At 37.9% G+C, this 25,424-nt stretch carries 22 protein-coding genes; 3 read left to right on the top strand and 19 right to left on the bottom strand.

Going from position 1 to position 25,424, the window contains the following annotated elements:
• Positions 1-95: 95 nt before the first annotated feature.
• The 9 genes from O7776_RS12200 to O7776_RS12240 form a co-directional block, all read right to left on the bottom strand.
• Positions 96-4,622, bottom strand: a complete 4,527-nt coding sequence (locus O7776_RS12200; RefSeq protein ID WP_274307332.1) for an endonuclease — start codon at positions 4,620-4,622, stop codon at positions 96-98.
• Between the two features lie 548 nt (positions 4,623-5,170).
• Entirely contained in the window at positions 5,171-5,785 is a 615-nt protein-coding gene (gene kynB / locus O7776_RS12205) for an arylformamidase (RefSeq protein WP_274307333.1), read from the bottom strand.
• A 12-nt stretch (positions 5,786-5,797) separates the two neighbouring features.
• Positions 5,798-7,144, bottom strand: coding sequence for a sodium-dependent transporter (locus O7776_RS12210; protein WP_274307334.1), 1,347 nt, complete (start codon positions 7,142-7,144; stop codon positions 5,798-5,800).
• A gap of 34 nt (positions 7,145-7,178) precedes the next feature.
• Entirely contained in the window at positions 7,179-8,036 is an 858-nt protein-coding gene (kynA, locus tag O7776_RS12215) for a tryptophan 2,3-dioxygenase (protein ID WP_274307335.1), read from the bottom strand.
• 12 nt (positions 8,037-8,048) lie between these two features.
• Entirely contained in the window at positions 8,049-9,308 is a 1,260-nt protein-coding gene (kynU, locus tag O7776_RS12220; RefSeq protein WP_274307336.1) for a kynureninase, read from the bottom strand.
• A gap of 98 nt (positions 9,309-9,406) precedes the next feature.
• Positions 9,407-10,294 carry a hypothetical protein gene (locus O7776_RS12225; protein ID WP_274307337.1) on the bottom strand — a complete coding sequence of 296 codons (888 nt, stop codon included), beginning with the start codon at positions 10,292-10,294 and terminating at the stop codon, positions 9,407-9,409.
• Positions 10,287-10,763, bottom strand: coding sequence for an RNA polymerase sigma factor (locus O7776_RS12230; protein ID WP_274307338.1), 477 nt, complete (start codon positions 10,761-10,763; stop codon positions 10,287-10,289). The genes O7776_RS12225 and O7776_RS12230 overlap by 8 nt, the downstream gene beginning before the upstream one ends.
• Positions 10,764-10,888: 125 nt before the next feature.
• Positions 10,889-11,071, bottom strand: a complete 183-nt coding sequence (locus O7776_RS12235) for a hypothetical protein (protein ID WP_274307339.1) — start codon at positions 11,069-11,071, stop codon at positions 10,889-10,891.
• A 68-nt stretch (positions 11,072-11,139) separates the two neighbouring features.
• Positions 11,140-12,201 carry a DUF4085 family protein gene (locus tag O7776_RS12240; RefSeq protein WP_274307340.1) on the bottom strand — a complete coding sequence of 354 codons (1,062 nt, stop codon included), beginning with the start codon at positions 12,199-12,201 and terminating at the stop codon, positions 11,140-11,142.
• A 188-nt stretch (positions 12,202-12,389) separates the two neighbouring features.
• Between O7776_RS12240 and O7776_RS12245 the strand changes: the two genes are divergently transcribed.
• Complete coding sequence (locus O7776_RS12245; protein ID WP_274307341.1) at positions 12,390-13,151, top strand: alpha/beta fold hydrolase; 762 nt, start codon at positions 12,390-12,392, stop codon at positions 13,149-13,151.
• A 36-nt stretch (positions 13,152-13,187) separates the two neighbouring features.
• Here the strand turns inward: O7776_RS12245 and O7776_RS12250 are convergent, their stop codons facing one another.
• From O7776_RS12250 to O7776_RS12275, 6 genes are read right to left on the bottom strand one after another with little or no spacing between them, the layout of a single operon-like run.
• Positions 13,188-13,898 carry a response regulator transcription factor gene (locus O7776_RS12250; RefSeq protein ID WP_274307342.1) on the bottom strand — a complete coding sequence of 237 codons (711 nt, stop codon included), beginning with the start codon at positions 13,896-13,898 and terminating at the stop codon, positions 13,188-13,190.
• Between the two features lie 18 nt (positions 13,899-13,916).
• Complete coding sequence (phoU, locus tag O7776_RS12255) at positions 13,917-14,570, bottom strand: phosphate signaling complex protein PhoU (RefSeq protein WP_274307343.1); 654 nt, start codon at positions 14,568-14,570, stop codon at positions 13,917-13,919.
• A gap of 17 nt (positions 14,571-14,587) precedes the next feature.
• Positions 14,588-15,403: a phosphate ABC transporter ATP-binding protein PstB gene (gene pstB / locus O7776_RS12260; protein WP_274307344.1), complete on the bottom strand. Its 816-nt coding sequence runs from the start codon at positions 15,401-15,403 to the stop codon at positions 14,588-14,590.
• A gap of 12 nt (positions 15,404-15,415) precedes the next feature.
• Positions 15,416-16,240 (bottom strand): phosphate ABC transporter permease PstA, encoded by an 825-nt coding sequence (gene pstA, locus O7776_RS12265; protein ID WP_274307345.1) that lies wholly within the window; start codon positions 16,238-16,240, stop codon positions 15,416-15,418.
• A gap of 1 nt (position 16,241) precedes the next feature.
• Positions 16,242-17,156: a phosphate ABC transporter permease subunit PstC gene (gene pstC / locus O7776_RS12270; protein WP_241368874.1), complete on the bottom strand. Its 915-nt coding sequence runs from the start codon at positions 17,154-17,156 to the stop codon at positions 16,242-16,244.
• 22 nt (positions 17,157-17,178) lie between these two features.
• Positions 17,179-18,003, bottom strand: a complete 825-nt coding sequence (locus tag O7776_RS12275; protein ID WP_274307346.1) for a phosphate ABC transporter substrate-binding protein — start codon at positions 18,001-18,003, stop codon at positions 17,179-17,181.
• Between the two features lie 579 nt (positions 18,004-18,582).
• Between O7776_RS12275 and O7776_RS12280 the strand changes: the two genes are divergently transcribed.
• Positions 18,583-19,455, top strand: coding sequence for a DMT family transporter (locus tag O7776_RS12280; RefSeq protein WP_274307347.1), 873 nt, complete (start codon positions 18,583-18,585; stop codon positions 19,453-19,455).
• Positions 19,456-19,962: 507 nt separating this feature from the next.
• On the opposite strand, the gene O7776_RS12285 is transcribed toward O7776_RS12280, so the two are convergent.
• The 4 genes from O7776_RS12285 to O7776_RS12300 form a co-directional block, all read right to left on the bottom strand.
• Complete coding sequence (locus tag O7776_RS12285; RefSeq protein ID WP_274307348.1) at positions 19,963-20,400, bottom strand: GNAT family N-acetyltransferase; 438 nt, start codon at positions 20,398-20,400, stop codon at positions 19,963-19,965.
• Positions 20,401-20,510: 110 nt separating this feature from the next.
• On the bottom strand, positions 20,511-20,975 hold the full coding sequence (locus O7776_RS12290; RefSeq protein WP_274307349.1) for an HIT family protein: 465 nt from the start codon (positions 20,973-20,975) through the stop codon (positions 20,511-20,513).
• Positions 20,976-21,219: 244 nt separating this feature from the next.
• Positions 21,220-23,787, bottom strand: coding sequence for a vitamin B12-dependent ribonucleotide reductase (locus O7776_RS12295; protein ID WP_274307350.1), 2,568 nt, complete (start codon positions 23,785-23,787; stop codon positions 21,220-21,222).
• A 253-nt stretch (positions 23,788-24,040) separates the two neighbouring features.
• A complete protein-coding gene (locus O7776_RS12300) occupies positions 24,041-24,820 on the bottom strand; it encodes a lipoate--protein ligase family protein (protein ID WP_274310496.1) in 780 nt (259 codons plus the stop codon).
• A gap of 154 nt (positions 24,821-24,974) precedes the next feature.
• Between O7776_RS12300 and O7776_RS12305 the strand changes: the two genes are divergently transcribed.
• Positions 24,975-25,358: a rhodanese-like domain-containing protein gene (locus tag O7776_RS12305; RefSeq protein WP_241368868.1), complete on the top strand. Its 384-nt coding sequence runs from the start codon at positions 24,975-24,977 to the stop codon at positions 25,356-25,358.
• The last annotated feature ends 66 nt before the right edge of the window (positions 25,359-25,424 follow it).

Here is a 25,424-nt window from a genome sequence, read left to right on the forward strand (position 1 = left end):
ATATGAAATTATGAGTTTATTCAACTTCCTTACTACAAATATTTTTGTAGAATGAAAGCATCCTAAATAAGGCGTTTTGCTAACGTATTTTGATTTCAAGAAGCCTTTTGCAAAACGGTTGAGTCAGACATGCTCCAAATTAATTCAACCCATTCTGGATGATCGATGAATGGATTTCGATTGCCCTGCCATTTGAAGATGACTTCATTTCGATTTCTCTCAAACTCGTCAACAGGATCCAATTCATGCCATTTTAAAAGCACTGAAAGCTTCCCGTGATAAGGAGCCGATCCGTTACTTAGCTTGTCGTTTAATTCAAGATCGACACGGTCGCCTACTTCATATCGAGTGGCCATGTAAAATAGCATTCTAGCTACGTCACCTTTAACGTGATTTGGCGGTTCCCAAGAATTTGATTTTTTGTAACAACCGTCACAGCCTTTTACAGCAGTTCCACCGTTATCAAAATCAAGATTCCCTCGAGCACTGTTTACCTGTACATCTGTTGGGCGTAGATGATGGATATCTGTTCCTGGTCCTTTACTTGTACCGAAATTGCCATGGGATTGTGCCCAAACATGCTCACGGTTCCAATCTCCGACATTGCCACCATTCCGTGTTTTTGAACGCGACTCATTGGAGTAAAACAGAATGACGTTATTCGCATTATTCGGATCTTCGTCTGTTTCCCGCAATGCTTCCCATACTTCTGAATAATCCAACTGTTTATGACCTGAAATAATGTCATGAAGGGACTTTTTTAGTTCCTGTCCTTCTTTCCCAATTGCATCTTTATAGTAGTCATCCACTGGGATCGGCGGTGACACATCCTCTGATACCGTTACACTGAAACTTATAGTGACCGACTTTGCTCGATCGCTCGCTGTGACAGTAATGATATGTTTACCTTTTTCAAGCTTAAGCGTTAATACATCGGTGAATAGATCAATCAAACCATGCGTCGTAGAAAATAACAGCTTATCTCCGTTTGGATCTGTGAAATGGTCGGAGAGTGCGATTGAAAGGGTCTCGCCTATTTTCACTTGTTGACTAGGAATAGCTTTTTTAACAACAGGTGCTTCATTATTCGTTGGATTGTATATGCGTTTCCCATTCGAATCATAAAATACGATATTTTCCGGATCGGCCCCTTCAACATACTCAATTTTCTGAATATTTTCAGCGCCTTTAATGGCAACTTTATTTGGCCCCTCAACCGTGATATGACCTATCACTGTCCCTTTCAAGTCAACTTTTAATCCGTTTTTCTTTGGTTGCAAAATAACGCGATTCGTTTTGAAACCTTCACCAGCTAGTTCAGCATAATCCCCTTTAAGGTAGAGTCCATCCTTCAGCTTTGTAGTTGCATCCATATTAACAGAGACACTTGACTCAGCTATGACAACTTGCTTTTTCTTTTCGTTTACTAAGTTATACATTTTGCCAATTGGTAGTGGCTCCCATATAACAGGCGAATCGAAACCAATTTGTACTAATATCGGATCATGATCACTTGCACGCCCCGCCATATCCGTGAAGTCGGCATTAATATGCAGTATGTCGATTTCCGTTTGTTCTACTAAGTTATTGGATACTAAAATATGATCTAACACTTGTGAATTTCCTTGATACACATACGAGTATCGATCTGAAGTTTCAACTTTGTTAATCATATTCGTCATGAGATTGCCTTCATGAATCTTTAAACTATCCGAGAATTGGAAGTCGTTGAAATCGCCGACAGATACGATATTTGCTTCTGGATTTTTTGTTTTAACATCTCCAATAAATTGCTGGACAATATTCGCAATTTTTCTGCGTTGCACTTCACTGCCGTAGACTGGTGGTTGTGTCGATCCGAATAATGGTGTATCGCCTGATTTGGAATTCCAATGATTGGCGATGACAATAACTGACTCACCTTGGAACTCAAACTGTGCCGCTAATGGCTTACGGCTACTTTTAAATGCATCATTGTTCGGCTCAATACGTCCTGGGTTATGCGTCAGCTTACCATTTTCATAACCGACCGCTGTCGTAGCATTGCCGTGAGGAGCGCCTTCTGTTAATGTCACACGTGCAGGATTGTACAGGAAACCTACTCGAATATTTGCATTCGGTTGGCCGCCATCTTCGTTGTTTACAGGATCGATATTGACGTATTCATACTGGACGCCACCTGCATCTTTGATTGCTTGAATTAAACGTTCATAGCTTGCAGCAGCCTTCGAATCACCAGCATCTGGACCGTTATTATCCTGAACCTCCGTAACGCCGATAATATCCGGATTTTGCATATCGATGGCAAAAGCTCGCGCTAGTTTTCTTGCTTTGTCTGCAGTTGTTGTTTTCGTATTGTTAGAGAAATTCTCCAAATTGTAAGAAGCGATTGTCAATTTATCGTCCGCTTTCACAATCGTTGTTTTCTCAGGCGTGGCATTTCCTTTCGTATGCGCTGCTTTCATTTCATCGAGCGATACGTAAATTTTATAGTTTTGGAATGAATAACCGACCACTCCAGTAATCGGACCTTTAAATGCGTCACCTGTCGCCACTTCGAAATCTCGACCAGGACCATTCGGCTCTAATCGGAACTGAATGCGATTGGCATTTTGGTTATTTTGCTCAAGCAAAACACCACCATGTATCGTGTTAGTTGCCCCCCTTTCAAGGACCGTAACTAAATCGCCATGCTCTTGAGGTGCCGTTGCTTTCACATTGCCAACTTGTACACGCATCCCTTCTAAACTTTCCCAAAAATCAATGGCATCGACAGTTGGGTTAAAAATTTCTAAATAATCACTATCAATGTGCTCACTTGGTATATTCTCTTCATCAATTATAATCGGCTGAGGAAGTGCTAAACCCCTTTTTATAACAGTCACTCGCCCGCCTTGATCATCTCGCACATTAATTTGCGTTACTTTCATATCGGTCTGTTGGCGATCATCGTATCCGTCAATGGCGTATTCACTTACTTTTCCAGTAACTGAAACGAGATCCCCTACTTGAATCGGCCAAGCATTTCGACCACTGTACAAAATGATGGCCTCAGAAGTATTAGGGTCGTTGTCAACAAGTTCATCAGGCGTTTGAATATGGTAGTACGTAGAGCCACTTAAAGTAAACGAATACGTAACGACCCCTTCAATGCCTTCTACCGCTTGATTGTTAAATGGCGACGTATGACCGGCTCCTTGAATGTCATGAATTTGAAGACTGTCAGTTATTACATAAGTGTACGTACTCACTTCACTAAAGCGATGATCGTCCGTTTTCACAACCGCATTTAGCATAGTATCTTCTGTAATTTCGATTGATGTTGTATATGCTACCCCGTTTGTTATCGGGTCTGTTCCGTCTAGCGTATAAAGGATTTGTGCGTTGGCCGTACCAGTCGTTAATGTAACCGATGTCTTACCAATGAAAGTCCCGCTGCCTGGATTCGCTAAAGCAGGTTGAACCATTGTACTGTCTACGACAATATCGGCAATACTGCGTGGGATGACTTGATAGTCGTTATCGAATTGCTGAACAATACCTGTGATTGCATCATATGTCGTTCCAACCGATAAACCTAACGAAGCATTTTCGTCTCGAACAAGAAATTCCTGTCCATCCGTAGCAACATAATTTGCCCAACCACTTCCAGCCTGCACATCAGATAGAATGACATTGTGAATTGTCACAAGCTGCGATTCATTAGATTCTGATACTTCTGCACCAGTGATAATTTTCGGCGTAGGTTCCCCACTATTTTCGACTTTGTCAACAATTGTCGCACTGTCTAGTTGAAGCAAGCCACGGAAATTCGCCAATGTACCCGTTAATGTGACCTCATCGCCAATTTTCACATTCAAGCTCGTTGGCCGTACTGCAATACCACCTGTTTCATCTTGGACTGAAATAGTATTTTTTAAAGTAGCAGCTACAATCCCTTTAATGGAAACCGTTTCTCCTAGAGGTAATGCACGAGCATCAGCAATGGGAAGAACATCTGTTGGTTCAGGTTCTTCTGGATCAGTTCCATCCATTTCATGGGACCCTAAATAGTCAAACGTATCTTTCGGGTAAACAATCCACTGTTCATCCCGATTAAAAGCATCATTCGTAATTGGATCGCCCTCTTTTACGGTCGCTTTTCGAACCAACGATACATCTGTTCCCCAGTTACTTCTTGCTCCTACTTGTCCAAAAGAATCGATGATGTTGTCTGACTTTTTTAATAAAATGGCATCATCACCATTAAAATTAATGACACTTTGATTTTCAAGATGTCCCTTACTTTTTACTTCAGGTACTGCATCTCGGTGATAGATTACATAGGTTTCTTCGTTGTTTAAACTTCCCGATAATGCTAATTTTGCTGTAGCAGTCGCGGAGCCATTCGCATATAATTCCAGCGAATAGGCACTCAAGTCCACAGTCGTCCCTGTCCCGTTATACAGTTCGAGCGCTTTATTGAAGCTGCCCCCCTCTACATATTCAGAAATAACTAAATCTGAAGCATTTGATGTACTCATAGCAGTTGCCGTTGTTGCAAAGGCAGGTGTTATTAAACTCGCAACTAACCTAAAAGATAGGATAGTACTCATATATGCTTTCAATTTTCTTCTGCTCATTTGGGCTAAACTCCTTTCACTATAAACTTGCTTCAGTAGAAGTCCTACACTTCTAAAAGTGGGGGATGAATATCAAGTATTTACTGAATTCGTTGAGATTAATAAATCTCTGCTGAATCCAGTAATGTCCCCAACGGATGTCACAGATTATACGATGAGCTTTCGAACATGTTCCAAAAAATCTGGACGCAATTACGCCGAGACGTAATTGCTTTTTAAAAAGCAGTTACTATTGGATGTCAATACTCGGAAACCCAAATTAATGTGACAATTTACCATCGCTCCCTTGCCATTTACTTGCATCGAATCTACAGAAATTCAAATACATATTAATGGTAGCACCATCATTAAATGAACTCCATAAGACCTTTTGGAGGCTAATGAGAGATTTTGTGATATTTTAGGAAAATCCTTAAATGTTATTCGACTGTATTCTTTTATTCCATATAAAACTTCGACAAATTTTATTGAATAAGTAAATAGCAAAATAGCCCTCCAAAGCATAATTGTTTGGATAGGCTATTTCTTATATAACTTGATATGTTGTTTTATTTTTTTCGAATAACTGCACGAACTGGAGCACCATCAGCAGCCTCAATTTTTAAGGGCAATGCTATAAAATCATAAAGACCTGGCTCAATACAACTTAAATCTAATCCTTCAATAATCTGGATTTGATGTGCATATAATGCATGATGTGCTTGCACTTCTTTACTCGTTAACGAATCAACGGATGGATTATCGACTCCTAGTAAGATAACCCCTCGTTCTTTTAATAATGCGGCAACCTCGGCATCTATAATTGGAATATGCTGCGGAAAACTATCTGAAATTCGATCCACCGTCTTCAATAAAATGCGCTGTACACCTTGAAAGTCAATTGCTTGTAAAAAGGCTGCGGTAATAATTGAATGCGGTCGGCAATCAATTACTAAGCAGTCACCGATAAATGTATTGACGTCTAACTGATCGATGGTTGGTCCTTTATTGTCAAAATGAAACGGCGCATCTGCATGTGTGCCTGTATGCAAAGACGTTTCGATTTTCCCTATATTCACAGAACCCGTTTGCTGTTTCGTATAGGCTATTTCAAATGAAAACGGAGTGTCTCCTGGCCAATTTGGCATCCCCTTTTTCATTGTTTGTGTAATATCAATCCACACATTACATCACCTCTAGTATTGAATAATTAAATATCCAAGTACAACTAAAATTACTGTTGGTACTGCGAAAGTCATTAAAAAACGATATATTTTATAAAAACCTTCACCCATTTGACTTCCTTGAAAAAATTCCTTCTTTACTAGTTGCTTATCCATAATATGAATAATAAAAATCGCGATGAGTAAGTTGCCAATTGGTAAAATAACATTTGACACTACAAAGTCCGTAAAGTCAAAAATGTTACGACCAAAAATGGACACATCCCCTAACGTACTATACGTTAAAGTAGAAGGTATTGCCGCAATAAACACAAGAACCCCTATCACCATTGTAATTTTGGCACGAGAAGCATTCCACTTCTCTACAATCGCCGCAACAATAATCTCATACAAACTAAATGAAGAAGTTAACGTTGCAAATAAAAATAAAATTAAGAACATCGCTAAAAACAGTTCTCCAAATGGCATTTGTGAAAATGCAGCTGGAAGCACCATAAATAGTAATGGTGGCCCACTTGTGACTTCCATATCAAATGCGAACACAACTGGGAAAATCGCTAGACCTGCTAAAAACGATACAAAAATACTTAACCCTACTACTGAGCCAGCTGAATTTGGCAAGCTAACATCTTTCTTCAAATACGAGCTATATGTAACAAGACATGAAAACCCGACTGCTAATGCAAAAAACGACTGTCCTAACGCATATAAAATCGATTCCCCTGTAATGTTCGAAAAGTCAGGGTATAAGAAGAACTTAATCCCCTCCATTGCCCCATCTAGCGTTACAGCACGCACCACTAAAATAAAGAACATGATGAATAATAGCGGCATCATAAATTTATTCGCTTTTTCAATCCCGTTTTGAACACCTAATGCAATAACGATAACGTTCGCAATCGTAAATAATGCAAGGCCCACTAATGCGATCCACGGTGTACCTGTTACTTGCCCGAAAAATGCACCTGGGTCTAAATTCGGATCAATGACATTGCCAACAACTGACACTCCACTATATACGAAAATCCAACCACCAACTACACTGTAAAACGATAGTAATAAAAAGCACCCAATAATGCCTAACTTTCCAATCCAAGCCCATGCTTTCGTATTCGGTGCTAGTACCTTATAAGCGGTTACTGCTTCTTTTTGTGCTGCACGACCAATGATATATTCCGATAATAACATCGGTAAACCTATTAATAACGTTAATAGAACAAAAATTAAAAAGAATGCGCCGCCACCACTTTGACCGGCTACATAAGGCATTTTCCAAATCGCCCCGAGCCCAATCGCTGCACCAGCTGACGCTAATACAAACCCTAATTTACTTGACCATTGTCCTTTACTCTTCTCCATCTAACTCACTCCACTCTAACTATCTGTCTCTAAACTATAATGTTGTTCGTAAATCCCAAAGCTCTGGGAAAAAACGATGATCAAGCACTTGGCGTAAATAGTTCACACCAGAGGAGCCACCAGTGCCTATTTTAAAACCAATAATACGCTCAACCGTTTTCATATGACGGAAGCGCCATTGCTGTAATGCATCTTCAATATCTACTAACTTTTCTGCCAATTGGTATAAATCCCAATAAGTATCGATATTTTCATATACAGTTTTCCAGGCTGCCGCAACGGAATCGTCACCACTATATACTACAGAAAAATCACGATTAATCAATGTTGGATTTATTTCCAACCCTGCTTTTACGAGTGCTTCAATCGCGACATCGTATATACTTGGCGCTTCATAGGCCTGTTTTAGTTCGTTTAATATCTCTTGATCTTTTTCATAAATTTTTAAGATATGCTTACTTTTATAGCCAAGTGCAAATTCGATTTGGCGGTATTGATAGCTTTGAAATCCTGAAGCTTTTCCGAGCGAATCACGGAACTGTAAATATTCAGCAGGTGTCATCGTTGCAAGCACATCCCATGCTTGAATAATTTGATGCTGTATTTTTGATACACGAGCGAGCATTTTAAACGCAGGTTGCATGTTCCCTAGCTGAATTGTTGTAATGGCAGCCTGTAATTCATGGATAATAAGCTTCATCCATAGCTCGCTTACTTGATGAATAATTAAAAACAACATTTCATCATGATGCTCTGATAAGCGCTTTTGACTCGATAATATAGCATCTAACCCTAAATACTCGCCATACGTCATATCATTTTTAAAGTCGGTATGAATGCCTTTTTCCGCACTGATTTTTTGTTCTAAGTCTGAAATCGATTTTTTGTCCATCAAATTTCCTCCTTATGCAATAACATCTCGTTTATTTTCAAATGATTCATACACTTTCTCATGCATAATGCCTTTTAATATTTGAACAGCTTGCCACACTTCTGCAAATGAATTATATAACGCAACCGGTGCTAAACGAATGCCATTCGGTGCACGGAAATCAGGAATAACTCCTTCACCTTTTAGTGCCTTACAGATTCGTGCTGCCTCATCATGAACTAAAAATAAATGCCCGCCACGAGAATGATCTAATGGGTTGCCGAAAGTGAAGGTATTTGGAATTTCCTGTTCAATACAATCCATCATAAATTGGGTTAACTTCAGTGATTTTTCACGTATAGCGTCTATCCCTACTTCACTAAACAACTCAAGTGAGCCTATAATAGGCGCTAAACTTAATACATGCGGCGTGCCAATTTGATATGCCCCCGCGTCGCTTGATTGCGTTAATGTAATGTCTAAATCAAATTGCTTATTTTTATTTGAGCCAAACCAACCCGCTAAGCCAGGTGCAGTGCCAAAATGTTTTTCATGCACAAATAGCCCAGCAACGGAACCTGGCCCACCGTTTAAATGCTTATAATTACACCAAAAAGCAAAGTCCGCACCAATGTCATGGAGCTTGTGTGGAATTGAACCGATTGAATGACATAAATCAAAGCCAACAATTATATTTTTTTCGTGTGCAGCCTTCGTAATCTCCTGTAAATCGAGCACTTGACCACTGCGATAAAGGACCGCTGGCAATACCGCCACTGCGACATCATCCGTCATTGCCTCAATAATGTTTTTTGTAGTTAACGTTTGCCCGTCCTGTGATTTCACTAATTTCATATGGTTTTTTGACAAACCCTTTAGCGCTAGCTGACTCTGAATTGCATATAAATCCGACGGGAAATTTAGTTCGTCTGCTAAAATTTTATTTTTGGTTTCAGTTGGTTTGAAAAAACTTGCAAGTAGCTGGTGCAAATTCGTTGTTGTAGAACCTGTTAATACAACCTCTCCACTTTCCGCACCAACAAGTGGTGCACAAAGCTCCCCTAATTCTTCCGATAAATAAAACCACGGGTTGTCACCAGAAGTCCAACCATCAATTCCATGTTCTTTCCATGAATGTAATAATGAGAGTACACTTTTTTCCGAACGCTTTGATAATAAACCAAGTGAATTTCCATCGAAATAAATTTGACCAGGTTGTTTATAAAATTCTTCTGCATAGCTATTTAACGAATCTTCGTTATCGAATTGCTGCGCTGTTTCAATTGTAATCATCGAATCACCCTCTTACATTAGTTTATTTAATCGTAAAGTGAATTACATTATTTGTCAAAGTATTCCGAAAACAAAAGTAACTCTTTGTAAAGAAGTAACTACAGTTGAATAAGTAGGTATATATACGTCGGCATCATCAACGAAACATTCATAAAACGCAGCTTACGCCAGCTATTATTATCATGCTTTTGTTCGATGATGATATTAATGAATGCGAAAACAAACCCTAACAAATAGATTCCTGCGATATGAATGTGTGCATTACTAGACATTCCTCCCACAAAAAACAAGAACAACACAAAAATATAGCAAATTGTCATTATACTTTGCGTATAATGCGAATGCATCGGTAGCTTTCGCTTCTGATCTTCTTCAACACGCATTTTTTTATCAATGTACATATTGCCACCAAACAGTAAAACAAAAATGATCACAAGCAAAACATATTGCCACGTTTGGTAGCGAGTATTCATAAACGAAATAAAGCCCGAGCCCTCTGTAAATTCATAATAGAGGCCTTTGTGAACGTCTTTAATATATATTCTATTTGCTGTTAAATATTCATAGAAGACAAGATTGGAGCCATCGCTATAGGTAAATCGATAGGATTTAGACACTTTTGACTTAACTGGTGGTTCTTCAATTTGTTGTAGAGTATCGAGTGAAGCTTGCATGGTTTTCAGCTCATCCTCAGCCACCGTCTGACTAACTCCTAAATAATAATTAGATTTCGGATCACCTTCACCATCTCTCACTAAAATTGATGTTAAATAGGCGTCTGAAGAAAGGTTTACGGTGTTATCCGGGATCGGCATTGTCGCAACAAACAATAACACGAGCAGCACTATTGAAAACGATACTGCTGGAACTTGCCAATGGAATGGCTTTTTGTTTATTCTTCTTTGGATTCGTTCGAAATCAGCTTGTTTTTCAACCTCATCAATTTTTATGGACTGTAAGTTATTTAACTGTTTTTCATCAAGCATTGCGCACACCTCCTAATAGTTCACGTAACGCCTTTAATCCACGCGCGGTATCATTTTTAACCTTTACTTCCGAGGTATTTAAAATTTGCGCTGTCTCTTTGACAGAATACTGCTCGATATAGCGTAAAATCACCACTTCACGGTAATTCGTTTTTATTTGCTGTAAAGCATTGTATAGCGTCTCATTTTCGGCATTTTGTAATGTTACTTCTTCTGGTAACTTGGCATTCGCTGGCGGTTCCTTTTTTAATGCAAAAAAGCCGATTAACTTTTTTCTGCGATAATGGTCGTATATCAAATTTCGGGCAATTTTTAGTAAATACAGACGTTCATTAGCATCATAATCTTTTTGATAATAGCGGTAAAAGGTTTCTTGCAGTAAGTCATGCGCTAAATGGCAATCATTCGTTAAGTAAAGTATGTATTTATAAATCGCTTCATAATGAGTATCAAAGACGTCTCTTCGCAAAGTACCTCCCCCTTCTTAGTTGTATAGACGAATGACGATTAGTTTGGAATCAGTTGTTTTTTAAACTTTCAAATAAATTCACAAAAAGAAAAACCTGAACATGGATTTCATGCTCAGGCTTCTTATTACACACCCATTTTACGGCGCGTATTGCTTGTTTTCTTCGATTGCTGGCTCTTCATTTTTTTCGTTGACGTGTCACCTTTTAAATTGTTTGTACCGCCACCTGCATTGTTTTTCTTTGCTTCTAATTGCTGTTTTACAAGCTCTTGTAAACTTAATTTTTTCTTTTCTGTTTGCTCAGACATTTGGCAAACCTCCTTTTAATTACATGTTAACTAAGTATAATGCAAAATCCCTTGTTTTGTAAAAGGAATTACGATAACCAGCGTTCTTTTACCTCCGCATCAAGTAGCCCAAGTTTTTCAAAATGCTCAGCTATTACTTGCATAAGCATTTCCTCATGCTCTTCCACCTGAATGATACGGAGCACACGGTTAACAATAGGAGCGGCTTTACGATCAATTTCAAACATTGTATTAAATGCACGTACGCGTAATACGGGATCCTCGCTTAAGGCGGCCTCTTCAAGTTCTTCAAGTGGAACCATTTCACTAAAATGGGCAAATGGATCTTCATATAGATCACAGTAAATGCGCTCGATTACTTGCTCGGTCGTAATGCCTAACAATAAATCATTGATGAAAAATCCTGTCTCACGCTGCTCAATGTTATGTACATCGAAATCAATGAATTCCTGATTTTCTAAGATAAAATAGTGTAACGACGGTGTTAAATCTCCAATATAGCTAAAAACATCCTTATATTGCTCACGCTCGGTATAAGCTTTTGGACGATAAACAAAGCTTGCCTTTACATCAGTGAAATCAATCGTCCATTCGTCATATGGTGAGCCGGACAGCACACGAAGCACGTAGCCATTTGTTGTCTCGATCAGTTCATCATACACATAGTCGCGCGCAAGCTCACCCGTTTCCTGTGCCTCCATAAACGTTAGACGGATCACCGCTTTTGGTGTAAAGCCACCTCGCATATCAATGAGTAACGTCACATTGCCATCTTGACGCTTGATATTTAAAATTGCGCCATCATGCAAAGAATCGTTAAAAACTTCAGCAGCTGCCTCATCGAATTTTGTTGCAATCAATAGACGATTTTTGTACATGTTTTCGAAATGGACTTGATGTGTTGCAATAGTTTGTTCACACCAGTTCAAAAAATCCTGCCACTGTTCTGACATCCTATATAATGTTCCGCTATCAATCGCTCCATGAAATCGCTCCGGAATCCATTGTTTTTCAGCCTTTAACTCTTGCATTGAATACGTCAATCTATCTAAATCTATATCGCTTTCTGGAAAATATGCTATATGCGCTACATCTGCTTGATGCTGTGTTTCTTTCGATAAATAAAACATTCGAGCCTCCTTGATAGTTTTAAATATTGTATTGTAGACTTTTAATTAATATGAAAAGCTAAATAAGTCAGATTAAATCAAGAAATTGGTGATGAAATGTACTACAACTAATATACCGGTTTTTTACAAATCGTTCATAATAAATAATAAGCTATCATATAAAACATTTTAATTAAGGGGTGGTATTTTTGATTGAAAAACTTATTGAAATAGATCATGCACAGCTTTGGACCGAAAAAAGAGGGGAAGGTAGTATTCCTGTCATCTTAATTAGTGGAGGACCTGGAACTTGTAATTATTTAGAACCTCTTTCTAGTCTAATTGATGAGGTTTGTGAAGTAATTATGTTTGACCCTAGAGGCTGTGGTCGTTCTAGCGATGATGGCAATGGGTATGATTTAGCGTCTTGTCTTCGTGATATTGAATGGATTAGAAAAGCGTATGGATTTAAAAAATGGTTAGTCATTGGGCACTCATGGGGAGCAGATGTGGGACTCGCCTATTCACTATTGTATTCGCACTCTATATTAGGCTATGTTTCTATATCTGGGACTGGAATACAAAATGACCGAGATTGGAAAGACTCTTACAGTCGAAACAAGCTAGAAATTGGTGAATTTACCCCAGATTTTGAGTATGAGGTCAATACGATTGTCCACAGATCCCTAATTGATTCTTGGAGAACATTTATTAAAAATCCGAACTTACTCAAAGATATTTCACATCTAGATTTACCCACATTATTTATCTATGCAGAAAAAGATATTCGCCCCTCCTGGCCAATTAAGCAAATTTCTGCGCTTATTAATAATTCAAAATACATAGAAATAGAGGGTGCCGAGCATTATGTTTGGCTTAGTAAAAAGATTGAATTAGCAAAAATACTTCGAGATTTTATAAAAAACTTCGAATCATGCATTACACATGATATTAATTTTCCCCTTGAATAAGCATGTTAATATCAAAATTTAATATACAAAAGCCTCCTACGAATTGTAAGAGACTTCCTGTGCTTTATCATTAAAATAATAGCCGATGCCGCTTTTTGTCTTAATCCATTTCGGTGAGCTCGGCTGTTCTTCAATTTTCTCACGTAGTCTACGAATATGTACATCTACCGTACGCTTATCGCCTTTAGTAAAATCGAGCATTTCAATAATATCTTCACGGGATTTAATATCACCGGGTTGTTCTAATAAATGCAACAGTAGCTTAAACTCTCGTTTTGTTAACGGGATTTCTACTTCTTCCTTATACACTTTAAACATGACAAGATCCACTTTAAACGGACCAATTACCAGCTCCGATACACGTGCTTGCTGCTGTTGCTCTTTTTCATAGCGTTTCAAATGTAATCTTAGACGTGTCAATAGCTCGCGGAACCCAAACGGCTTGCGAATATATTCAGTAGCCCCCATCTCAAGTGCTAAAACAGCATCTAATTCATCTGTTCTCGAACTAATCATAATAATTGGGATGTCAGATTGATAACGAATTTGACGACATATCTCTATACCCTCTATATCTGGTAATGTCCAATCGAGTATTATTGCATCAGGCCCGTATTGTACGAGCGCATCTAGTCCAAGTTTACCGGCTGTTTCGATACGTACTTCATAGCCATCTTTGATTAAATACAACTGCAATAAGTTTCCTAAATTTTCATCATCTTCAACGACTAATATTTTTTTCGTCATCAATGATTCCTCGCTTCTCTAGTTTAAGTCAAATAACTGTCCTTTAATAAAGTAAGCTGTTGATTCGGCCATATTTGTAATATGATCGGCCGTACGCTCGACAAAACGATTAATAAATAATAGCTGTACAACTTGTTCCGTGTCTTGCGGATGTTCTGATAAATAAGTTGTTAAAACGGCATAGTTTTGATGATTCTTCTCATCTACCTTGTCGTCTAATTCACCAACTGCTTTTGCAAGTGCAATATCTTCCTCGATGAAAGCCTTCATCGCCTTTTTCAGCATGTCCATCGAAATATTTTTCATTTCGACTAAGCTTGTTTTCGAAATGACCGAATCTGTTTTACTAATTTTTATTGTCGCTTTTGCAGTGTTTACAGCAAAGTCTGCGATACGCTCGATATCTGAAGACATTTTAATCATGCTAACAATACGACGAAGATCTCTAGCAACTGGCTGCTCTTTTGCCATTAACCAAATTGCCATTTGATTGATTTCATTTTCGAGCTCATCAATATAGGCATCTCCCTCAATGACATCAAGTGCAACTGTCATATCTTGCTCCTGTAATGCTGTAAATGCCTTTTCCGTTGCCACAACTGTTAAATCTACCATTTCGACCATTTTATTTTGTAGCTCAAGCATATTTTTTTCAAAGTTTTCACGAATCATGTCCTATCTCCCCCCTATTATCCGAAACGACCTGTTACATAGTCTTCTGTGCGCTGATCTTTAGGTGTTGAGAAAATAATATTTGTATCATCAAATTCCACAACCTCACCGTTTAAGAAAAATGCCGTTTTGTCACTAATACGTGCAGCTTGTTGCATGTTGTGCGTTACAATGACGATTGTATAATCCTTTTTCATTTGTGTAATTAATTCTTCTACCTTTAATGTTGAAATTGGGTCAAGTGCTGATGTTGGCTCGTCCATTAAAATCACATCCGGCTTCATAGCAATAGCACGTGCGATACAAATACGTTGTTGCTGTCCACCAGAAAGACCAAGCGCCGATGATTTTAAACGATCCTTTACTTCATCCCAAATCGCTGCACCGCGCAGTGATTCTTCAACAATACCATCTAATGTCTTTTTGTTTTTTATTCCCTGCATGCGTGGGCCGTACGCTACGTTATCATAAATACTCATTGGGAACAGATTTGATTTTTGAAACACCATGCCCACTTTTGTTCGTAACTTAATGACATCATTCGATTCGTAAACATTTTCTCCATCAATTTGAATATTCCCGATGACACGTACCCCATCAATCAAGTCGTTCATGCGATTTAGTGTACGTAAAAACGTTGATTTACCACAACCTGAAGGACCAATTAATGCTGTTACTTCTTTTTCTTTAATATCTAAATTGACGTTAAACAATGCTTGTTTTTCACTATAAAATAGGTTCAAATCATTTACTTGAATTTTCGTTTCCTGTACATCTGTTAAAATTGCTGACGAGCTGTTGAAAATCGCTGCTTCTGATACGGTCATAGTCATTGTTTTTGCTCCTTAATAATCTGCCTTGTTTAATTTTTTCGAAATATATGTTGCTGATAAGTTCAGCGCTAAAATGATAACGATTAATACAATACCAACTGCCGCTGCTAAGCCAATATCACCCGCTTCTTGCGTTACTAAATACGAATGTACCGTTAATGTTCGTGCTGATGAGAAAATGCTTGATGGCATTGCTGCTACCGTTCCTGCTGTTAAGAAAATCGCTGCCGATTCCCCAACGATACGGCCAATCGATAATATAATTCCCGATAAAATCCCTGGCATGGCACTTGGTAAAATTACTTTATATAATGTTTGTAATTTTGTTGTACCAAGCGCTAACGAGCCTTCACGATAAGTTGCTGGCACTGTTTTTAATGCCTCTTCTGTCGTACGAATAATGACTGGTAAAACGATAATTGTTAACGTTAATGATGCTGCTATAATCGACATCCCTAATTTTAAAATGGCTACGAAAAATACCGCTCCGAATAACCCATAGATGATCGAAGGTATCCCGGTTAAGCTTTCCGTTGCATAACGAATTATATTTACTAAACGACCTTGCTTTGCATATTCATGTAAGTAAACCGCCGCTAAAATCCCGATTGGCGTTGCAATCACTAATGAAATTATTATGGTTAAAATTGTCGTTACAATCATTGGGAAAATCCCACCGTCACCTGATGGCGAATAATCTCCAAAAATAAAGTCAAAGCTTATATATGAAAATCCTTTATAAAAAATATAACCAACAATGACAACTAATACTGCGACTGACACAAAAGCTGAAGCCCATAATAAGCCGCGTAAAATATTATCTTTCATTTGACGCATATTACTTAGCTCCCTTCGCTGTGATGCGTGATAGTACAAAGTTTAATAGTAAGATAAATGAGAATAACACAATTCCTGTTGCAAATAGCATTTCCTGGTGTGTACCTGCTGCGTAACCCATTTCCAGTGCGATATTCGTCGTCAATGGACGCACCGAATCGGTTAAGCTTGTCGGGATAATCAGTGAGTTTCCGGCCACTAAAATTACAGCCATCGTCTCGCCTAACGCACGACCTAAACCAAGCACAATTGCAGCCATAATCCCTGATTTTGCTGCAGGTACAACGACTTTAAAAATCGTACCAATTTGTGATACACCTAGTGCTAGAGAACCTTCACGATATGTTTTCGGCACCGCACGAATTGCTGTTTCTGCTACTGTTACAATCGTTGGTAGCATCATGATTGCTAACACTAATATCACCGCAATCAAGCTTTGTCCACGTGCTAAGCCTAAGTTATTTTGTAAAAAAGGTACGATAATCGCTAAACCGAACACCCCATATAACACCGAAGGAATCCCTGCTAATAATTGAATAGCTGGTGAAACAATTTTCGCTACTGACTTTGGTGCAATTTCCGCTAAAAAAATCGCTGTTAATAAGCCCACAGGTACCCCAATAATAAGTGCGCCAATCGTTGCATAAATCGATGCGACAATCATTGGAAAAATCCCGAATTTATCTTCTGACGGAACCCAATCACTTCCAAAGATAAAATCTAAGAAACTATAACCACCTGTTACAAATGGGTTTGCCCCTTTATAAAATACGAAGCCTACGATAAGTAGTAGACTTACTACTGAAAGTAATGCACAGGCTAAGAAAATTTTTGATGATAAGCTTTCTAAAAAGTATTTACGTTTATTGCCTTTACTTATTTGCTGTTGTACGTCATATTCTCTTTGTGTTGTCACAGCTTTGTCCTCCATGCCCACATTATTTCGTTAATGGAATCGCACCTGCTGATTCCACAATTTTTTGTCCATCTTCACTTAATATATAGTCCATAAATTTCGTTGCTGCTTGTGGCACTTCCTTATCGTAGACAAATATGAATGGTCTCGATAATTCATATTTCCCATCTAGTACATTTGCTGCCTGCGCTTGTACACCGTTAATTGCTAATGCCGAAACGGTTTCATCGATATATTCGAACGAAATAAATCCGACCGCATGTTTATTTGTCGCAACCGTCGTTTTTATATTTCCGTTACCACTTGCTACAATCGCATTTCGAATCAATTCACCCGATTCGTAGCCTACAATTTCTTGAAATGCATCGCGTGAACCTGATCCGTCCTCACGTGATACAACGACGATTTCCATATCCTTACCGCCAAGCTCTTTCCAGTTTGTGATTTCCCCTGTAAAGATTTGCTTCACTTGCTCCATCGTCAAGTCTTTCACTGGATTCGATGGATGGGTTACGACAACAATCCCGTCATACGCAATGACAAGTTGTTCAATTCCTGAATCGATTTCTTCTTGCTTTAAATCACGCGAACTCATACCAATTTGAGAAACGCCGTTAATAGCATTTGTTATCCCTGCTGATGACCCAATTTGATTAATTTCTATTTTGACATCTTCTGTTTCTTCATATTTAATCGCTAATTTTTCTGCTAAAGGTCCGACAGATGTAGACCCCGAAATTGTAACGAGTTGTCCTCCGCCATTTGAACTCTCTGACTTCCCACCACATGCAGCTAGTAGCATAATTGTGATTGCAAATGTAATTATATAGATTGTCTTTTTCAACATGTTGCCATCCTCCAAGCATTTTCTATCTGCCTTAACAATAACGTTCAATTTTTAATGTTCTGTACGAAACGTGTAAACCTTCTGTAAATTGTGAAGAACAAAACAAAAATTGATAGAAAAAAGAACAATACTTTCAGAATAATCAATTAAAATAGCGATTTTTTGTTAATATTTAGTGTATTTTTGTAAATACAACGCAAATTCACGAGGTTATTTTGTAATATTTTCATTTCTCACTTCATAAATATGGCGAAATGATGAGCAAAATTGTGCGATAACTTTTTTAAGTTGCGAAAGCTGTTGTTCGCACATGAATTATCCGAAAAGTTTGTTTACATTGGATTTACAAAAGGAAATTATCTTTACAAGATTGCAATTGTTCTAGTGAAATAAAAAGCAAGTATATGTATTCCAGAACAAATACTGTATACTAATTTAAAAATTATGAAAGAAGGAAGTGAAGACGATGTTTTATACACCATTATTTGAACAGGACGTACCAGTGATTCTTCTTCCATAACGGTAGAAGAAATTTTCTTCCGTTTTCGGACAGGCATTTTACAAACGGAGGAATCAAAAATGAATGAAAAATTAGTAGGCGCTTTATTTTTATCGCTCGCAGCAAGCATTTGGGGCGGGATGTACGTTGTTGTAAAGGTAGTAGTTGACGTTGTACCACCATTTGAACTAGTGTGGATGCGCTATTTCATTGCGGCTATTACGTTACTCATCATCGGTTTCATAACAAAACAAATTTGGGCAATTGCAAAGAAAGATTGGTTAATTATTTTCATCGTGGCTCTCATTGGGAATACGATCTCGATTGTGACACAGGAAATGGGCACGCTGCTTTCTAGTGCTCAAATGGGGACTATCATTACTGCCACAACCCCTGCTTTTATGGTGTTATTTGCGCGTTTCGTATTAAAAGAGACGCTTACTTGGAAAAAGTGCTTTTCAATTGTGCTTGCTACAATTGGGGTTGCAATCATTGTTGGCAACGGTGCGATTGATAGCACTCAGCAACTTGGTGGTGTTTATTTACTGATTGCAGCACTTACCTGGGCATTCATGTCTGTGCTTATAAAAAAAATTCCTGCCAGTTATTCGCAAATTGTAGTCACGACGTACACTTCAAGTATTGCAGTTATTTTATTGACCCCTATTGTTTTACCGAAACTATCGCAGTTAAATACGGAAGCAATGACTCAGCCTTCAATTTGGGGAGGCTTACTATATTTAGGTATCATTTCTACTGCATGTGGCTTTTTACTTTGGAACAAAGGCCTGCAGCTCATGAATGCTTCTAGTGGCGGCTTATTTTTCTTTTTGCAGCCGATTGTTGGCACATTTTTAGGTTGGGTACTACTCGGAGAAACTATTGGCTGGTCGTTTTGGATTGGAACGGTATTGATATTTGTCGGGATATTTTTAGTAATAATAGAAGAGTAAAAATTACGGACGTATCGTTGAAATAACATACGTCCATTTCTTATAGAAGGAGGCTACATTTTGAATCAATTACGCCTCGGCGTAATTGCGTCCAGATTTTTTTCAAGCTCGCTTGAAAAACTCCCCTAAAAAATCCGTGACATCCGCCGGGGATTAACTTGGTTCAGCCGGGGTTTGAATCGAAGAACTAAATTTACATAAAGCCTCACTCGGGGTTTTTAAATTTAATAAAGCGGCGTTCAGTGCTATTTAAGTGTGGGGTTCGTTCAAGAGGGGCTGCTAAGTGAAGGTCGTAAATTTGAAGATGAATATTTTTATTTGATTAAAATGGGCATGTTGAGTAGTGAATGGAATAGCAAAAAGTATTTCTACATGTGAGGTTATTTCCGAAAATAGTGAAAAATGCTTGTCCGAAAAGTGATTTCTGGACAAGCACTTATGCGCCGAGGATAAAGTCGAATCCGTAACATCTTAAAGATGCTCTAACCTATTTCAGCCGATGTTTAGTCACCCACTGAAATAAGTTAAATCTTTCTTTAAATAATAATGCTCAAAATCTCTACCTACATTATTAATACTACCAAACACTTCGTAACCATTCTTTTTATAGAAATCTAGTGCCTGAAAACTTAGAGTATCTACTTTAATGAAATCACATTTTTTACTTAATGCAATTTCCTCTAGTTCTAATAACAATTTCGTTCCATATCCAGAATTTCTAAGATCCTCATCTACAATAAGGATATATATCTCCAACCAATTCCAACATACGGCGCTCATAATTCCACCATAAATTTTCCCACTATCATCTTTAATAAATAAACAGATTTCTTCATACCTATCTCTTAAGTCTTTTGGAAAGTGTTTTAAATTAAATTTATACAGTTCATCTTCGAGATATTGTTTATCCGTTTTAGTTATCTCTCTAGTAATATGAAGTGACATTTGCTACTTTCTCCTTTTCTCCCTAATTATTAAATTTAACTAACTTCTATAAAATGATGTAAAAAACCTTTCACTTACTATAAATATCCAGATAATATCGAAATATCAAATTATTTATTGATTAACCAAGAACGTAATTTTTCTGCGTAATAAGGACGTTCATCAGGCATTGTAAAGACACCTTTTGTCATGTAAAGATTGTCACCTTCGTACCTTGGATATACATGAAGATGATAATGCCATACGTCTTGATTTCCTGCTGGTTCATTATGTTGACGAGTAGAAATTCCATCACAACCATATGTATTTTTCATTGCAAATGCGGTTAATTGAGCTACACGATGAATTTCAGCAGCCATTTCTACCGGAAGTTCATAAATATTTTCATAATGTTGATTCGGAACAACTAGAACATGTCCTTTATTGTTCGGCCACCATTTACTAGCAATAAATGCAGCAACATGTTCGTTTTGATATATTATATCTCTTTGTTTTGTTCCGTTATTTTGTTTTTCTTTACCAGAAACAATTCGGCAAAATGGACATTCATAACCTTTTGGCATATGTGTATGCAATCTATTTCACTTCCTTTCGATGATTCGATTTTACGAATACAAGAATACCAAAATAATCCTATTCTAATTATACAGAAAATGGTACCTCTTTTTCATTAATAATTAAACTTTATTTAAACCCGAACATCTTTTTTATAAACTGCACAAATATTAATAAAAATAAAAAACCGAAACCCCTATTTAAAGATAGGGAGTTTCGGTTTAACTTTATTTCAAAGCTACACAATTAATACGCTATTTTAAATTACAAGCCACATTTTAGCTGTGCACCACAGTTTGTACATGTGTTACAGCCGCCCATTTCTTCTACCGTACCTTGACGACAAACTGGACATGTGTTGCCGACTTCTGACCCGATTGTTACGTCAGTGTCTGTTAATGGTTTAATTGTATCCACTAATACGACTTGACGCTTTACCTGTTCCTCGGCTTGCTTTAATTCTTCAAATTCTAATTGTTCATCACTATTTGCTTCTTCCGCTTTAAGTGTTAAAACTTGTGTATCACGAGAGCCGTCTACGTATACCGTTCCGCCTTTTGCGCCACCATTATAAAGACGCTCGTACACTTTTTGTACCTGCTCTACACCATAGCCTTTTGGTGCGTTTACTGTTTTCGAAATCGATGAATCAATCCAGTTTTGGATGATGCACTGTACATCGGCATGCGCCTCTGCTGAAAGCTCCATTGACGATTTGAACCAGCTTGGTAAATTATTTTCATCTACGCCTGGATTTGCCTCTAAATACTCTTTAACGATTTCTGCTTTTACTTCAATAAACTTCCCTAAACGTCCTGAACGGTAATACGTGAAGCTGAAGTATGGCTCAAGTCCTGTTGCAACACCAACCATGGTACCAGTTGATCCAGTCGGTGCAACTGTTAATAGGTGTGAATTGCGAATACCGTTAGCAACTACACCTTCGCGAATATGCTGTGGCATTTTTTTCATGAAACCAGTATGGATAAAGGCTTCACGTAAACGCGCTGTTTCTTCTTCCGTATCACCTTGTAAGAATGGGAAGCTACCACGCTCTGTTGCTAACTCGATTGATTGTTCATACGCAGCAGTTGCAATCGTTTTGAAAATCTCATCAACTAGCTGGTTACCTTCTTCTGAGCCGTATTCTTTTTCGCAATAAATTAAAAGATCGGCCAAGCCCATAACACCTAAACCAACACGGCGTTCGCCAAGGGCTTGCTTTTTGTTATCCTCTAAGAAGTAAGGTGTCGCATCAATTACATTGTCTTGCATACGTACACCGACTTTTACCGTTTCACGTAATGCATCGTAATCAACTGTTTTTGTTTCTTTGTTTGCAAACATCGCTAAGTTTACCGCAGCTAGGTTACAAACAGAATATGGTGCAAGTGGTTGTTCGCCACACGGATTCGTTGCAACGACTTGCTGACCATACGCTTTAGCATTCGTCATGTCGTTAGCATTATCAATGAAGAAAATTCCTGGCTCTGCTGCATAAGTTGCACAAACATTAATTAAATTCCACAGCTCTTTTGCCTTAATTGTGCGGTGAGTGCGTACTGGGTAACCTAGCTTTTCCCACTCGCGAACATCGCCTACTTCATGCCATTTTTCGTTGTATTCTAGCATTTGCTGTGGCGTGTAATTCGCTACATCTGGGAATCGTAATGGGAAATCTTCATTGTTTTCTACCGCATCCATAAATTCTTTCGTTAATGTGACCGAAATATTTGCGCCAGTTAAGAAATCTGGGTTGTGGACTGAGTACGTACCACCATCGCGAAGCTTCGTTTCAGCATCACGAATAATTGCTTCATTAAAGCCACCAAAGCCTTCGATGTTTTTATAATTAACAATCCCTTGATACATCGCGTCTTCTTGCTGAGACAAAGGCTTGAATTTTAATTTTTCTTTTGCTAAACGAATGATTGATTCATCATTTGTATTTTCGATTAAATATCGTAAAATACGTGGATTTTGCATTTTTGAAATGATAAATTCCACAATATCAGGATGCCAATCAGCTAGCATAATCATTTGTGCTCCACGTCTAGAACCACCTTGTTCAACAAGATGCGTTAGCTTAGCAATATCATCCAACCAGCTAACTGAGCCACTTGATTTACCATTAACTCCGCGTGCTAATGTGTTGCGAGGGCGTAGTGTTGAACCATTCGTACCAACACCACCACCGCGGCTCATTATTTCCATTACTTGCTTACGGTGATCACTAATACCTTCACGTGAATCCGCAACAAATGGCATTACGTAACAGTTAAAGAACGTTACTTCAGTTTCAGAGCCAGCGCCATAAATAACGCGCCCTGCTGGTATAAAGTTCATCTTAACTAACTGTTCATAAAATTTTTCAAACCATTCTTGGCGTTTTTCCTCCGTTGTTTCAACAGCGGCTAAGCCCGTTGCATTACGCTTTGCAATTTGCTCATAATAAATTTCGAGCGGCTTTTCAATAATATCTAATGAACGTTCAATTATGCCTGTCGTTTGTTCCTCGCCTTCTAATACATGACGATAATCTTCTTCAATACGAATAGTGGCTGTTTTTTTGTCCTGATTAATAGCCTCGATAATTCCAAGTCCACGCGCTGGGAATTTGGGATCTTGTTTCACAGTTAAGACAACAAAATCTCCTGCTTTTAATGTTTTCTTTTCCGTATCTTTAAAAGAATAACGGTCAATCATGACAAGACGTGAAACTCCTTTATGCGTAATGTGCATATCCGGTGTAATCGGATGCACTTGCGGAAATTGTTCAATATCTTGATTAAGTTGATTGACTGGGATGGATTGTTCTACCACACTTACCACCACATAAGCCCCCTTTGAACGATTTATTAATTTTATAGTCCCCAACAAAAACGAGAATCAAACACAAGATATTGTGTTTGATTCAATAGGACTACCCTATATGTTGAGCTGGATTTATTTACTTAAAAAAGATTACAACATATTTTTTTTTCAAACAAGGTCTTGATTTTTTTGAATTTATGTTAACCTTAAGTATATCAACGTTTCGAGACATAAAAATTTTTTTCAAAAAACTAAAACACATGTTCGTTTTTTATTTTCTATAATTCCACTCATCCGTACAATATTTATTTTTCATTAAATGTTCAACATATTGTTGTTGTGTTTCATTCAATTGATATGGTACAAGTTCAATATCAAGCGCTTCTTTAAAGCCATTTGAAAAAGCTTCAATACAATCCGCAATCGTAAATGGCGTATCAACAAATTGATTCATTGCTACTGCTTTTTCAGGTAATTTTTTTCGCATTCTCTCTTTTGCTTCATCCGACTCAAAATTGAACACGGAAAGTAATAGTTCTTCATCCAAATCTAGTAAAATAGCACCATGTTGCAAAATAACACCTTTTTGACGTGTTTGCGCACTACCCGCAACCTTTTTTCCTTCAACGACTAATTCATACCAGCTTGGTGCATCAAAACAAACTGCACTTTTTGGTTTCTTTAAATCCTCAAATTGTTCCTTCGTCTCTGGCACGCTAAAATACGCCTCTAAGCCAAGTTTTTGGAATCCTAACAAAATCCCTTCACTAATAATACGATAAGCTTCTGTCACCGTTGCAGGCATATTTGGATAGCTTTCCGACACAATAACTGAATAGGTTAGCTCCTGGTCATGTAACACTGCACGACCACCCGTAGGACGACGCACAAAGCCTAAATTTTGTTCTTTCACATTTTGTAAATTAATATCTTTATGCGCTCGCTGGAAGTAACCAATAGACACTGTTGCAGGGTTCCATTCATAAAAACGAATAACTGGTGGAATTTCACCCACACTATGCCAATCTAACAACGCTTCATCTAACGCCATATTATAAGCTGGGTGACACGGACCCGAATTGATAAAATACCATTGTTGTTTCAAAATTTCCTCGCCTCCAATTGTTCATTTTAACAAACTAGCTCGACTATCTCTAGTTATTCTCTTATAATAGAAATTACAGAAAGAAAGGGGCAATAACGCTGTGACAATTTTATACACAATTCTCGTTATCCTAGTTGTGATCGTTGCTTATATCGTGATCAACTCAATGCGCTTAAAAAAAGCCGTAATTAATTTAACACAAGAACAGTTTATCGAAGGCTACCGTAAAGCACAATTAATCGACTTACGCGAACCAAAAGAATTCGAAGCGGGTCATATTTTAGGTGCTCGTAACATTCCTATGACGCAATTAAACAACCGTCATAAAGAAATCCGTCCAGACTTACCAGTTTACCTATACTGTCAAAATACTGGTCGAAGTGCACGTGCAGCCTTAACATTAAAGAAAAAAGGCTACAGCCAAATTTACCAATTACAAGGCGGCTTCAAGACTTGGACTGGTAAAGTAAAATCTAAAAACTAATCCATAAAAACTCTCTAGCATTTTAGAGAGTTTTTTTCATGCACATTTATGAGTTTCTACTATTAT

The sequence above is a fragment of the Solibacillus daqui genome (genome assembly GCF_028747805.1).
Classification (GTDB): domain Bacteria; phylum Bacillota; class Bacilli; order Bacillales_A; family Planococcaceae; genus Solibacillus; species Solibacillus daqui.